We start from the raw sequence: 13,948 nt of genomic DNA, 5'->3' as shown, positions 1-13,948 counted from the left end.
ATAGCTCTGACCCGACAATTATTAAACAAAATCAGGTCGTGCCTGTTGCCTTAATTTAAACTTCTCCTCTAAAACTGCCCAATTTTCTTGCTCAATTAAGTTAGTCAACTCATCAAGATTTTGACGATATTGTTGGAGCGATCGCAGTAATGCTTGACGATTATACCGCGCCATCATCACGCCTAACTCTGGATTTCCACCACCCACACGACTGGTATCCCGAAAACCTGAACTAGCTAACTTTTGAGCTAATTGCAAAACATCGGGGTCAGTTTCGCTCAAACAAGCCGCAATCAACGAGGAACTGACCATTACTGGTAAATGAGAAATCCAACTGACAGCGCGATCGTGTTGCTCTGGTTGACAATAATAGATATTAGCTCCTAGCGATCGCACAATTTCTTCTACAACCGTAATTGCCCTAGTTGGTGTTGTCGTTATCGGTGTTAATACGTAAGGTTTATCAACAAATAAATCCCTCTGTGCAGCTTCTATCCCACTATCTGTTCTTCCCGCCATTGGATGACCGCCGATAAAATTATCCCAAAGGGGAGTAATATCCTTAACTATCTGTGCTTTCGCCGAACCGACATCAGTCACGACTGTAGTAACAGGCAAATGAGCAACTAACTGTTCAAATTGAGGCACAATAAGGGCTAGAGGTGTACAAATAAATACAACCTCTGCGGCTGCTAACAGGCTCAGATCGACTGATGCTTGGTCAACACTGCCGAGGGTAACTGCCTTTTGACAAGTAGCTTCCCGGCGACTGACTCCTAAGATATGATGTCCTTGCGATCGCAAATCAAAACCCAAAGATCCGCCAATCAGTCCCAATCCTAAAATTCCAATATTCATTTTTGATTTTGACATTCCGTTTTTTATGACTTTACCAACTATTAAAGTTGGCATCCAAGGGGTAGCATCAATGACTGTAGAGGAATTACTGGAACAATACGCGGCAGGAGTCTTAAATTTTAGTGGTGTTGACCTCCCAGAAGCCAATCTGAGTGGGGTCAAACTCAGTGGCGTAAATCTAAGCGATGCTAATTTGAGTATAGTCAACCTGAGTGGCGCGAATCTGAGTGAAGCTAACTTGAGCAATGCCAAGCTGAATATAGCGAGACTGAGTGGCGCAAATCTATGCAGCGCCATCCTCAATAACGCCAGTCTCAATGTCGCTAATTTGATTCGAGCCGATCTAAGTCGCGCTCAACTCAGAGGAGCCTCATTGATCCGCGCCGAGTTAATTCGCGCTGACCTCAGCCGCGCCGATTTGTCGGAGGCTGACCTCACCAGTGCTGATTTGCGAGAGGCGACACTCCGCCAAGCAAATCTCCGTCACGCTAATTTGAGTGAGACTGTCTTGAAAGGTGCTTCTTTAACTGGAGCCAACTTAGAGATGGCTAACTTAAACGCCAGCGATCTTAGTCGTTCTGACCTGAGTGGTGCAAATTTGCGAGATACCGAACTCAGACAAGCCAATCTCAGCCATGCTAACTTGAGCGGAGCCGATTTGAGTGGTGCAAATCTCCGGTGGGCTAATTTAAGTGGCGCAAATCTTCGGTGGGCTGATTTGAGCGGTGCAAAATTGAGCGGGGCTGATTTAATTAGTGCAGATTTAAGCAATGCCAATTTAACAAATACAAGTTTAGTCCACGCCAATTTAACTCAGGCAAAATTAATTAGGGCAGAATGGATCGGTGCTGACTTGACCGGAGCAACTTTAACTGGAGCAAAGCTTTATGCCACTTCCAGGTTTGGTTTAAAAACTGAAGGGATGATTTGTGAATGGGTCGATCTTAGTCCAAATGGCGATCGCTCCATTGTCCAAAACTTCCATTCTGAAGAGTCACGAGATTTTTTTAACGAAACACCGCCAACAATTCGGATTATTGTGGATGCAGCCCTAGAACACGAAGCCAATTTTGCGATCGCTGGCGCTTACTATCAAATTGCTCAAGAATATCGGGGTTTAAAACAACCTCCAAGCATCGAAAGTGGCCGTCGCCGGACTATTTTCACCTTTCATGTAGATAACGATGAAGCATTATTTATCACTGCTTACATTATCATTCTTCCCTTTTTAGATGCTGTATCTACTCAAAAAAATATTTCCAGTATAGTGGAAATGATTAACAGTGAAGTTGTTGCAAACCAAAATTTTAAATCGCTAAAATCGCCCCATATAGCGAAACAATTAAATACTCTTTTAGAACAAGCCATGAGTCAGGCTACAACAATTAAACAGATGAAAAGAAATATCGAAGTAGCCGCAAAGTTAAATTTTTGTAAAGCTCCAACACAAATGGTTTTAACGAATTCCAGCGCTCACACTTTGATTGTCTATGACCATCCCAACTTTGGGAAAAGATTTATTAATCGCTCTGCTCTCAATGCTTCAGCTTATGATATATCCAATGAGGCAACAAAAAATATATTGCCTTCATTAGATGTAATTATAGATTTTATCAAAGGATTTCATTATATTAGTCATTAGTTCATTATGGGGAATTGGGCATTGGGCATTGGGCATTGAACTAATGACAAATGACAAAAAACAAGAATTTTGGAGGAAAAAATGCGCGATACCTTTAATAAAATGATTGGTCGAACTCGCTATGTGGTGTTTCGCCTATTTCTGCACTTAGGGGGAGGTGAAGTAGCGCCAATTTTGGGAGTATTAAATAGTGCTGGACGGGATGCGATCGATGTTGATGGCGACTTAGAAGTTTTAGGAGAAGGATTGGTAGAAATTAGCCAAACACTGCTGCAATACGATGAATATTGGCTTTCTGCTGCCAATGAAGGTGACGTATTTTTTGATGAAGGCGAAGCGGGAGATTACGTAAATGAATTATTTACTGACTCTGCCGAAAGATATCTCAGCGAACCAAATTACAGCTCTGATTCTGGCAGTTCCGACTCTGGATTGAATGAACCCTTATCTATACCTATAACCAGCAACATCATTGTGATGATTACAGTAGCTTATGAAGGAGAAGTACCAGATTTGGAAACCGATCTTTCTAACATTCAAGCACTCAAGGAAGGATTGAAAGCATTGATAAACTTGCATTATAAACATAGATTAAAGGCAATCCAAGTACATTTCTCGCCAGCACAGTTAGGCGATGAACTCACTAGCGATCAACTCTTGCAATATTACCCAGAATTAATTCCTTTGTAGTTTGTTGGGTAGTCCGTACTTACTACTCACATCGATAAATTGTTAAGCTCAGAGATAGGACAATAATCCAATGATCATGACCATAGTACGTAAATTTACAGCCGTTTTTTTAGCTCTGAGTTTGTGTATCACAACTGTTGCTTGTGGTGGCGAGAACCAAAGTACTCCTCCAACTAAGAACGTTAGCCAAACCTCTGCTAACACTAACACTAAACTGAGTGATGGCGAGTATCAAATACAACAAGGTACTTATGACGATGCGACTGGGGAATATAACCTGTTTTTACTTAACAATAAGCCCCCAACTTTTTCAACCGAAAATTTGCAAATGGCGCGGTTAACTGATGATGAAATCAAGCAGGGTAAAAAGACCTATCTGAAGGTAGAAAAAGGACAACCGATTTTATATCTAACGGAAGACTTTAAACTTGAGTACGTCCATAACGTTACCGAGAATAAAACCAATCCCCAAACAGGACAACAAGAGACGGTTGTAGTCCGTCGAGAAAATAGCTTCTGGGCACCTTTTGCCGGGTCTGTGGCTGGTAGCTTGGCGGGACAAGCTATTGGTAGTATGTTATTTAGACCCCAATATTATGTACCCCCTGTCTATCAATCAGGACAAGGATTAAGTGGTTTTGGTGGATATGGCGGAAGCTATGGCCAAGCAGTTCAAAACTACCAAACTCGCTATAATGCGCCACCCGCCGCCGTGACAAATCGTACTGCATTCCGCAATACGGGGACAATTAGAAGGTCATATCCTGGAAATTCAAATATACGCAATACACCGCGTAGCACTACAGGTAATAACCGTCCTTCTGGTTCTGGTTTTGGTGGTAGTACGTTGCAACCCTCTGGTAACTCCAGCACTACCAGACGCAATTCTGGCAGTGGTTTTGGTAGTGGGCGTAGTACAGCACCTCGCCGGTCTAGTGGTTTTGGTAGCAGACGACGTTAGAAAATTTCCAATTCCATAAATAGACTGGGTAACGTGTGTTAAACAAAGAAGCCGGAGGGTAAAAAGTCAATCCTCCGGCTTCTCTTTATATCTATACAATTTGTGACGAGGAATTATTAATTATTCGGTTAAATAATATGAAATACTAAATACAAATATTGCTAAGAGAACAGGAATCATTTTACTCAAGTCTATTTGCTTTTTTTGAATCATTTCTAAACAAGATATGGGCATCATCAGAGGCCAGAAGATAGTTGTCACCAGAAACATCACAAAGGATAAAAGTTTATCTTCGGGAGTGGAAGCAGGGTGACGTAGTAAAAATATTAACCAATTGCTTAAAAAATAGCACGTCATTAATAAGTAACCAATAGTTAAAGTCAGTTGTATCTGATTCACCGTGAGTACTCCTAAAGTTATGTAAGTTCACTATAGCCTTTCCTGTTCTAGTGAGGTACATGATGAGGCTCAATAGTGCATTTTCAATCACTAAAAAGGATTTGGTGCGTTACGACGTTCTGTCTAACACACCCTACTGGCTCATGTCATTAATTCTGATGGGTTTGTAGTAAGCACTTCAGTGCTTAAAATTGAGCGATAAATCGCTCACTACAAACCTTGCATAATGACACAGACCACTACATCTAATGTACTATTTTAGCTGTGTCACGCCATTAAAATACCTAATTTTTTCAGAAATCAAATCGGATTCATATATTTATTTTTATACAGATAAAGTTAATTAGAAATATTAAGCAAAATATCATATCAGTCAAACATAAATATAAAATCAGATTCAATCTTTAGGTTGAAACCATATTTACATGGGATGTAATACCAATTCGTAATTACGAAAGTCTTACAGAGTCTAGGCTTTAGGGTTTGGATCTGTTGCCGAATTTTAGAAAATTGGTATAACATTCAGCCTATTGTTATAAATACACAGGATTATTTTAATGAAAAAATTAAAGACTCAAGTATTTTTAGGCTTGACAGGTGCATTTTTGGCAGTCGGATATTCCGGTTTACTAGCTAAGGATTTATTAGCGCAAACAGAAACCAACCCAAATGTCAATGAGTATTTGGAGAAAAATAAACCTGCAAGTTATAACGCTCTAAAAAGGCAGTTAGATACAGCTATTGAGGATGCAAAAAGACCGAGTGAAGAGAAAATAGTCAAAAATCTTTGGTCATTGTCAAAAACTAATACTCAAATAAAGTGGAGAGAAAATAACGGCAAGATTGAATATCAGATGGCAAGTTGGAAATATGTTAGAAACCCCAATGAGGATTGGAAAGTAGGAACAAAAAAAAGTATAGAAGCACGGACTTGGTTAACAGCCGTTCCTCAAGTTAAAGAATTTTGTCAAAAGTGTAAGGGGATTGGCATAAATATTCCCGGTAATATCATGCTCTCTCTGAGGTTGCAGCAGTATTTAGGCTTAATTTTAAATAGAAATTCAAATAAGACGCATTTTGTAGAAATGTGGGTGAAAGCTGAAGATTTAAGTAGACCATGTGTCGATCCAGAAATTAATGATTCTAGTTGTAATGTTTTAAATATACCGATTGCTGCTAGTTATCCGATTTTGCAAGAGATATACACAAGTTCTTATGCAGTTGGTAGTCAAGAACATTATCCTTGGACGGGTTTAGGTTACACCTATGATTGGGGAAATCCGAAAAAACCTCGTGAAGGAGCTAGTGAGTTTCTGATTAACGGAACTAAAGAAAAACCGATAGAAGTAGAAGTTGTTTCAGTCACAGCGACGAAAGAATATTGTAATAATCAATATTTAACGCTAAAAGATTAGAATTGATCGCTCATGAAACACCTTGAAGGTAAAGTGGCTTTGGTAACAGGTGCTACGCGGGGAATTGGTAGGGGGATTGCCATTGGTCTTGGTGAAGTCGGTGCAACTGTATATATCACGGGTCGCAGCCTTAATAACTCTTCTAGCGATGGGGTTTCTGGAAGTCTTAGTGAAACGAAATCAGCCATTGAGGAAGTCGGTGGTGTATGCATTCTGGTCCAAGTAGACCACAGCGACGATGAGCAGGTGCGTTTGCTTTTCGATCGCATTCAAGATGAGCAGAATGGACAACTCGATTTACTGGTAAATAATGCTTACTCAGGAGTTCAGGTATTAAAAGATACTTATGGGCAGCCCTTTTGGGATTGTGAACCAAGTCTTTGGGATGCTAGCAACAACGTTGGTCTTCGGAGTCACTATGTTGCAAGTGTTTTTGCGGCTCGGATGATGACTAAACGTAACTCTGGACTAATTTGCACCATTTCCTCGTGGGGTAGTATGTCTTATATCTTTAATACAGCTTATGGTGTTGGGAAAGCAGCTTGCGATCGCCTAGCTGCTAATATGGCTGTTGAGTTAAAACCCCATAACGTCGCTTCTGTTTCAATTTGGCCGGGTATTGTTGGTACTGAGCTTTTTTCCCTTTTTGCTTCCCAAATGAATCAAAGCAATGCTACTGACCCGAAAAACTCATTAATTAGCGATCGCTACAACTGGGAAACTCCCTTATTAACCGGACGAGCGATCGCTGTACTTGCTGGCGAGCCAAATATCATGCGCCATACAGGACGGGTGCAGATTGTTGCCGAACTAGCTAAGAAATATAATCTTGTAGATGAAAATGGCCATCGGTCTGCATCCCTGCGCTCTCTACGTTTTCTACTACCGGCTGCATTGCCTGTACTGAGAAAGTACTCATGGCTCATACCTGATATTAAAGTGCCGTGGTCACTACTATTATTGAATGCCCTCGGTTCACCTAAAATTTAATGCCCCATGCCCAATATCTAAACAAACCATCCTGGGATAATAAAACTTTGTATGCTGAATTAATAGGTCTTAATAGTTCTTTTAAAACTGGTGCAAGAAGATTTTCGGTTAATTGTTGATTTAGTTTTAGTTCTAGGCGTTGCAGCCTGTGGCGGACTATTAGCGGCACTTTTGCAACAACCAGTGCTGCTGGGGTATCTCATTGGCGGGATAGTCATTGGGCCAACGGGACTGGGATTGATTAAAGAACTGATTCAAGTAGAGACTCTGGCACAGTTTGGGGTCGCTTTTTTGTTATTCGCTTTGGGTGTGGAATTTTCCTTTGCGGAACTCAAGAAGGTAAAAGCGATCGCTCTTGGCGGCGGTGGACTCCAAATTGCTTTGACGATTTTGGTGACAGTTGTAATATGCGGGTTAAGCGGAGCCTGGGGAACTTTACCTGCGAAGGGGATGTTTTTAGGGTGTATTCTCTCTTTGTCTTCCACGGCGGTTGTTCTCAAGTGCTTGATGGAGCGGAACGAAACAGAAACACCTCACGGACAAGTGATGCTGGGAATTTTAGTTGTGCAGGATTTGGCACTAGGACTAATGTTAGCAGTCTTACCAGCCCTCAACCAACCAGCAGAAACTATTGGCATCGCCGTACTAACAGCTCTAGGTTCGATTGCTTTATTTGCTGCCGGTGCGATCGCGGCGGGAATTTGGCTGATACCGCCTTTGTTGCAACTGCTAGCCCGTACCGAAAGTAAAGAACTATTTTTATTGGGAGTTGTCGCCCTATGTTTGGGCATTGCCCTATTGACAGAGCATTTGGGGCTGTCTATTGAGATGGGGGCATTTGTTGCAGGTTTGATGATTTCGGAGGTGGAGTACGCCGATCAAACCCTAACTTATGTCGAACCACTGCGAGATATCTTTGCCAGTTTATTTTTTGCCGCCATTGGGATGTTAATTGACCCAGTGTTTTTGTGGAACAACCTAGAATTGATTTTGGGGTTGGTAGCAATAGTTTTTGTCGGTAAATTTTTGATTATCACGCCCCTAGTAAAACTATTCCGCTACCCTTTGAAAACAGCCATAATTGCCGGTTTGGGACTAGCGCAAATTGGGGAATTTTCCTTTGTTCTCGCTAGTGAAGGGCAGTCTTTGGGGCTGGTGTCCCGACAAATATACTTATTAATTTTGGGAACTACCGCAGTCACTCTCATGCTTACTCCCTTTGTACTGCGGTTAGTGCCATTTTTATTTAACTTTGCCGAATCAATGCCCTGGTTGAAACCGTACTTAGAAGAAGATGAGGCGCGGGATGTATCGGAAGATTTGCCTTTCAAAGACCATGTAGTAGTCTGCGGCTATGGGCGAGTTGGCAAAAATTTGGTGAAGTTGTTGCTACAACACGGTCTACCTGTGGTAGTAATCGACCAATCAGAGAGTAGAATTCAGCAGTTGCGCGAGGCTGGGGTGTCTTATGTATATGGTAATTGCGTGAGTTTACACGTTTTGGAAACTGCCGGAGTGAATCACGCCAAAGGAATGGCGATCGCACTCCCAGACCCGATGAGTACCCGTCTTTGCTTGAAACGCGCTTTGGAATTGCACCCAGAATTAGATTTGGTTGTCCGTGCTACCCAGGATAAAAATATTGAGGTGCTGTATCAATTGGGAGCGAGGGAAGTTGTGCAGCCAGAGTTTGAAGCCAGTTTAGAAATGGCAACCTATTTATTAACTGGCTTAGGCTTGTTGTCGCCGCCTGTGGTACAACGAGAAATGCAGCAAATCCGCAACGATCATTACTTAGATTTGCGTCCTGAGCGTTCTGCAACTGAAGTCGCCCGCGATTTGCGCCAAGCCACCCGCGATTTAAATCAGCGCTGGTATCCTTTACCAGCTGATTCGCCCTTAATTGGTATGACTTTAGAAGAAGCCGATATGCGCTACTTAACAGGAGCGAGTTTGATGGCAATTCGCCGCGCTAACGGTGATGAAATTGATTATCCCAATAATCAAACCAAATTGGCAGAAGGCGATCGCTTGTTGGTGGTGGGAGCAGATGAAGAACTGGCGGCTTTAGCAGAATTTGCCAAGGGACAAGCGGCGGTTCCCGGAGAAAATAGTGCTTGTCAGTGGGTTACAGTCAATGCAGATGCGCCAACACTAGGTAAAACCCTTGCAGATTTAGATATCGCCAAGCAATTTGGAGTACAGGTACAGGCGATCCGGCGAGATGGTAAATTTATCCGCTATCCTGATGGCGGTATGGATTTGCAAGTCAGCGACCAAGTATTATTATGTGGTAGTTTGACAGGTTTGAGTCAACTAGAACAGTTATTTGCTGCGATCGCTACTTCAGTACCCCTTTCTGTCCCAGTGGTGAAAGCTGCTGAGGCAGAAGTTCTCAAAGAATTTCTGCCTATGGATAATTAAATAATTCGTAATTCGTAATTCGTAATTGGGGATTGGGGATTTAACCCCAACACAAAACTTGCCGGTTTTAGAACCGGGGGACTTAAACCCACGGAACTAGTTAACGAGAGCCACCTCAGTTTAGAGCATCACATTGCCATACCACCCATGCTGTCATCCATCAAGTCCAAGACTTCAGGTGGAACGACGACGAACGGACGCATCATATCATGGTCTTCATGCTCTAGAATATGACAGTGGTACATATAGCGCCCACAGTAGCCGTTGAAACGGGCGGCGATGGACAGAGCCTCTTTTGGATTAACACGGATTGTGTCCTTAAATCCCTGCTCGTTAGAGTCGGGAGAGAAGGGCGAATCTGTTAGCGCGATTGGCTGCTTGGGGAGAGTATATCCGCCGCCGTCCACATAGCCATCGGTGTTGTATTTCTGCCGATGTAGCGCCTGGAACTCTACCAGATGAACGTGAATTGGGTGAGTATCACCAGTCAAGTTGAGAATGTTCCAGATTTCCCAACTATCATAGGGAACTTGGATATTCACGGTGTCGTGGAAGTGCATTGCTACTGTACGATACCAAGTAGTCTCGATAGTTGAACCATTAGGAGTCTGTTGACTTTTAGGTATACGGGTTTCAATTGCAATTAGGGGTAAGCCTGTTGCATTTGCGGTGTTTTCGTCGCTAGTCACCTCTTCTAACTCTCGAAACAGCAAATTGCCTATTGGAAACTCGACTAGAGCAATCCAACGGTGATTGTGTTTCCCCAGAACCAGTTCCTTGCGTCCTTTGGTGTCACCTGCATTATGAACGTAGCGTACAAAGTTTGGGTCAAGCAAGGTTGTCTCGTTGAGTGGAGACGGAATCCCATGATCATCTGGTTTGACATCAAAACGCAGGACATGGACGAATGGTAAACGATGGTCGTCACGAGATGTCCCCGCCGCAGCTGGGGAAATTGGATTGTCCTGTGTGTCTTTCTCATCGCCAGGAGACGTAACTGTTGCACCGTGGTAAGGGGCAAAAGCAGTGTTCACAAACGCCAATTTCTTGTCGGAAAACCTAGTAAAATCGATCACGACGTCTGCACGTTCAGCCGGTGCGAGGAGCAAACCAAGGTCTGGGAGCTTAACGGGAAAGTCTAAAAGGCCGCCATCTGTGCCAATTTGATAGATTGGCACTTGCTGCGTCAGGTCTTCGCCATACTTAATCTTGCCGTCAACCTCTATAACCTCTACCAATCGTAAGCAGTAAGTACGGGCGTTAGAGCCATTGAGCAGACGTAGGCGCATTGGGTGAGCGCCGACTGAACACCGCGGCCAGAGCGTCCCGTTAACCAGGGTGTATGGCCCGAACATCTCAGCAGTGTCCTCTTCAGTTTTGTGCAACAGGTCGCCTGTCAATCGCCCCGCTTCATCGGTATCGAAGTTGCGATCCTGGATCAGCAAGTATAGCTCGTCTTGATCGCTAGGCAAGACTTTGTTTTTGACAAGAGCATCTTCCACTTGGTCACGGATGATCCAGAAGCCAAACAATCCAGCATAGACGTTGAAGCGGGTAACGCCCATCGCATGGTCATGATACCAAAGGGCTGTACTCCTTTGGTTATTTTCATAAGTTGCTCGCTGGGATTGTTTGTACAGAGCTAGATTCTCAGTCCAGCCATCACTATCGGCAGCAGTCCGACCGCCGTGTAGGTGGGTAACAGTGGCAGCATGAAGGGCAGCAGCCTTAGTGTTGATTGTAGCAGCTTTGTCTACGCCTGGAGAATTTTGGGGGATTGGATCATTCCCCTGTGGGTTCGGGCAGACGGCAACTCGATACGGTAGCAAAATATCTTTGTTAATGTGATTATGCCAGTCAACATGCACAACCTGTCCTCGATTTACTACAAACTTCGGCCCTGGAACAATGCCATCATAAGCCCAAGCTGTGGTAAAGCCGAGTTGTTTGGAGAAACGAATACGGTTGGATTTGAGGGTGACGTTTTGGTAGACTACATCTCCCGACTCCCGTAGATCGTAGATGCAAGAAACAGGCAAATCGTCTTGGTAGGGAGTCAGATCATTAGGTAGAGGTCGGGGAGTTCTGCCAATCTCCTGTGCAAAAAGTTTCCCGTCGTTCATATCTGAGGATAATTCCCCCTCTATGCTGATTGAAGAATTAGGAGCGTTGTGTACGATATTCTTGTGGCTTTCCATAGTTAATGAAATTTATTTACTCTATTGCTTCAAAAGAAAAAAGAGTGTTTTCGGAAATTTCATTAATCTGAGTTGCGATCTAATCTGGAAGCCTTGATTTATCGTAGTAAGTCAGATTTTCTTGTTCAGAAAAATCCCTAACACCCCACCCCCAACCCCTCCCCTTAGCAAGGGGAGGGGAGACAAAGCATAACTTTGAGGGGTAAAGTTCTTATTTTTGATTTATGCAAAAGGTCTATTAGTCATTCACAAATGACAAATGACTATTGTAGAGAGGCGATTAATCGCGTATTGTACAGACGCGATTAATCGCCTCTCTACTGACAAATGACTAACTCTTAGGTCTGATATATGCGATCGCTTGTTTCCAAACGGTGGTTTGCTGACTATTTTCATCAGCAATACAGATGCACTGTGGATCTTGCCATACAACCCTCCCTGTCAGTACATCCTGAGTCAGTAGCTTTAACTCTACTGGCGTTGTTTGTTTAATCAGGTTTTGGACTTGTCTAATACTGGGTAAAGTGGTGTCAAATTCGGTAAGCATTTTTAGTAAAGATGAACCTACAAGGCAAAATAAAGAGTAACTAATCCTTGATAATTCATCCTTGAAGAAATGGCAATCGAATTTACTAAGTATCATGGTCTAGGCAATGACTTTATTTTAATTGACAATCGCTCGTCATCAGTGCCTGTAGTGACTCCAGAGCAAGCGATCGGGTTGTGCGATCGCCATTTTGGTATCGGTGCTGATGGTGTAATTTTTGCCCTACCCGGCGAAAATGGCACTGACTACACCATGCGGATTTTTAATTCCGATGGTTCTGAACCAGAAATGTGTGGTAATGGGATTCGCTGTTTAGCTGGCTTTTTGGCAGACTTAGAAGGCGAATCCCGGAATCAAGACTCATATCGCATTCATACTTTGGGTGGTGTAATGACTCCCCAACTCTTATCTAATGGTCAAGTTAAAGTAGATATGGGTTTACCCAGGTTACTCGCTGGCGAAATTCCTACCACCCTGACACCCAATGCAGAAAAAGTCATTAATCAGCCGTTGGAGGTGGCGGGGAAAACTTGGGAAGTCACTTGTGTAAATATGGGAAATCCGCATTGCATCACTTTTGTAGAAGATGTAGCAGCAATTGAGTTAGAAACCATCGGCCCAAAATTTGAACATCACCCAGCTTTTCCCCAACGCATAAATACTGAATTTATACAAGTGGTAGGGCGTGACTATTTGAAAATGCGGGTGTGGGAACGAGGCGCTGGGATTACCTTAGCTTGCGGGACTGGTGCTTGTGCTTCTTTGGTAGCTGGTGTGTTAACTGGAAAATGCGATCGCACCGCCACTATAGAATTACCTGGTGGCCTCTTACAAATTGAATGGTCAGAAGTAGACCAACGAGTTTACATGACAGGCCCAGCCCTAAAGGTATTCACTGGGAAACTATAACCGATTTACCATTGGCATTACTCAAGTAGTAATGCCATAAAAGTCTAGCAGCGATCGCTTGCAGCTTAATTTTACAGGTATCTAGAATTAGGGCGTAGGCGTAACCCGCCGCAGGTATCACGAACTATCTCCATCCCATACTTCCTAAAATCTACAAAATCTCATCAATCAGTACTGTACCACCGTCACAAAAGTCTATGCCGAGATGACAATCTTCAAGCAGCGCAGTTCCAATCAATGGACGACGACCTATTCCTAGAACTATAACCTCACGCTCTATACCATTCCACACAACTATTACACGATAAGCAAAGGCTGCAATACTGGAATCATCGGCAAGGTTGGCATCAATTCGAGCCACATAGGGGAGTTGAAGCTCATTAACTACCGCAATTGGCAGGGTCAGAAAGCCTTCAAAACCTGTATCTACAACAAATTCAATTTCTACATCTGACCGTCCTAGAGGACGAAGTATTACACTCATTCGAGCTTGTAGCCCGACGACAGTACCGTGTATCACTTAGTACTCTATCCTAATTAATGTCCCACCAATGGCATAGACAGCATTAAACCCAATCCGTCCCGCCCAAATTGGCGCATCCGATTGTTTAGCTTGTAATCGACGACTTGTTATTAACAAATCATCCCCAATTTCATAGTCACCGGTTTCAACATTAATTGAAATAATTTTGCCAATATTTTCTGCTGTCTCAATTTGAGTACGGAGATTTTCATAATGTTTTTTGCCCCGTCGAGTAATTTCTTCGCCGCTAAGTTTAGGGTAAACCATAGCTATTCTCCGCATTCCGGCGCTAATTATTTGTTATCGATATTCTAAACTAAAATACACAATTAAGGCGATCGCCTAACCACAGTTGATCTGTCTACTCAATCCAGTTTATGGAAGATGGGCGA

14 protein-coding genes are annotated in these 13,948 nt (G+C 43.1%); 7 read left to right on the top strand and 7 right to left on the bottom strand.

The features are described from left to right. Nucleotides 1-21 precede the first annotated feature (21 nt). Nucleotides 22-858, bottom strand: coding sequence for a prephenate/arogenate dehydrogenase (locus HWQ37_RS33930; RefSeq protein WP_292755708.1), 837 nt, complete (start codon nucleotides 856-858; stop codon nucleotides 22-24). 70 nt (nucleotides 859-928) lie between these two features. On the opposite strand from HWQ37_RS33930, the gene HWQ37_RS33925 reads away from it, so the two are divergent. From HWQ37_RS33925 to HWQ37_RS33915, 3 genes are all read left to right on the top strand, one after another. Further along, a complete protein-coding gene (locus HWQ37_RS33925) occupies nucleotides 929-2,500 on the top strand; it encodes a pentapeptide repeat-containing protein (protein ID WP_292755706.1) in 1,572 nt (523 codons plus the stop codon). An 81-nt stretch (nucleotides 2,501-2,581) separates the two neighbouring features. Continuing rightward, nucleotides 2,582-3,190 carry a DUF1517 domain-containing protein gene (locus tag HWQ37_RS33920; RefSeq protein ID WP_292755705.1) on the top strand — a complete coding sequence of 203 codons (609 nt, stop codon included), beginning with the start codon at nucleotides 2,582-2,584 and terminating at the stop codon, nucleotides 3,188-3,190. 70 nt (nucleotides 3,191-3,260) lie between these two features. Beyond that, nucleotides 3,261-4,151, top strand: a complete 891-nt coding sequence (locus HWQ37_RS33915; RefSeq protein ID WP_292755704.1) for a hypothetical protein — start codon at nucleotides 3,261-3,263, stop codon at nucleotides 4,149-4,151. 120 nt (nucleotides 4,152-4,271) lie between these two features. Here the strand turns inward: HWQ37_RS33915 and HWQ37_RS33910 are convergent, their stop codons facing one another. Continuing rightward, entirely contained in the window at nucleotides 4,272-4,550 is a 279-nt protein-coding gene (locus HWQ37_RS33910) for a hypothetical protein (protein ID WP_292755703.1), read from the bottom strand. A 557-nt stretch (nucleotides 4,551-5,107) separates the two neighbouring features. Here HWQ37_RS33910 and HWQ37_RS33905 point away from each other — a divergent pair. The 3 genes from HWQ37_RS33905 to HWQ37_RS33895 all read left to right on the top strand — a co-directional run bounded on the left by HWQ37_RS33905 (nucleotide 5,108) and on the right by HWQ37_RS33895 (nucleotide 9,379). Next, nucleotides 5,108-5,965, top strand: a complete 858-nt coding sequence (locus HWQ37_RS33905) for a hypothetical protein (RefSeq protein WP_292755702.1) — start codon at nucleotides 5,108-5,110, stop codon at nucleotides 5,963-5,965. A 12-nt stretch (nucleotides 5,966-5,977) separates the two neighbouring features. Further along, the gene (locus HWQ37_RS33900) at nucleotides 5,978-6,955 is read left to right on the top strand and encodes an SDR family NAD(P)-dependent oxidoreductase (protein WP_292755701.1); all 978 of its coding nucleotides are present in this window, start codon (nucleotides 5,978-5,980) and stop codon (nucleotides 6,953-6,955) included. A gap of 90 nt (nucleotides 6,956-7,045) precedes the next feature. Further along, complete coding sequence (locus HWQ37_RS33895) at nucleotides 7,046-9,379, top strand: cation:proton antiporter (protein ID WP_292755699.1); 2,334 nt, start codon at nucleotides 7,046-7,048, stop codon at nucleotides 9,377-9,379. 128 nt (nucleotides 9,380-9,507) lie between these two features. Here the strand turns inward: HWQ37_RS33895 and HWQ37_RS33890 are convergent, their stop codons facing one another. Beyond that, nucleotides 9,508-11,577, bottom strand: coding sequence for a multicopper oxidase family protein (locus HWQ37_RS33890; protein ID WP_292755698.1), 2,070 nt, complete (start codon nucleotides 11,575-11,577; stop codon nucleotides 9,508-9,510). Between the two features lie 331 nt (nucleotides 11,578-11,908). Beyond that, complete coding sequence (locus tag HWQ37_RS33885) at nucleotides 11,909-12,124, bottom strand: Hfq-related RNA-binding protein (protein ID WP_292755697.1); 216 nt, start codon at nucleotides 12,122-12,124, stop codon at nucleotides 11,909-11,911. A gap of 69 nt (nucleotides 12,125-12,193) precedes the next feature. Between HWQ37_RS33885 and dapF the strand changes: the two genes are divergently transcribed. Further along, the gene (gene dapF / locus HWQ37_RS33880; RefSeq protein ID WP_292755696.1) at nucleotides 12,194-13,033 is read left to right on the top strand and encodes a diaminopimelate epimerase; all 840 of its coding nucleotides are present in this window, start codon (nucleotides 12,194-12,196) and stop codon (nucleotides 13,031-13,033) included. Here dapF and HWQ37_RS33875 read toward each other — a convergent pair. From HWQ37_RS33875 to HWQ37_RS33865, 3 genes are read right to left on the bottom strand one after another with little or no spacing between them, the layout of a single operon-like run. After that, a complete protein-coding gene (locus HWQ37_RS33875) occupies nucleotides 13,017-13,154 on the bottom strand; it encodes a hypothetical protein (protein WP_292755694.1) in 138 nt (45 codons plus the stop codon). The genes dapF and HWQ37_RS33875 overlap by 17 nt on opposite strands. Nucleotides 13,155-13,184: 30 nt before the next feature. Further along, nucleotides 13,185-13,553: a clan AA aspartic protease gene (locus HWQ37_RS33870; protein WP_292755693.1), complete on the bottom strand. Its 369-nt coding sequence runs from the start codon at nucleotides 13,551-13,553 to the stop codon at nucleotides 13,185-13,187. Next, on the bottom strand, nucleotides 13,554-13,823 hold the full coding sequence (locus tag HWQ37_RS33865; protein ID WP_292755692.1) for a hypothetical protein: 270 nt from the start codon (nucleotides 13,821-13,823) through the stop codon (nucleotides 13,554-13,556). Between the last annotated feature and the right edge of the window lie 125 nt (nucleotides 13,824-13,948).

It is taken from the genome of Nostoc sp. NMS4 (assembly GCF_017115095.1).
Taxonomy (GTDB): domain Bacteria; phylum Cyanobacteriota; class Cyanobacteriia; order Cyanobacteriales; family Nostocaceae; genus Nostoc.
This window is presented reverse-complemented; position numbering and strand designations above follow the sequence as displayed.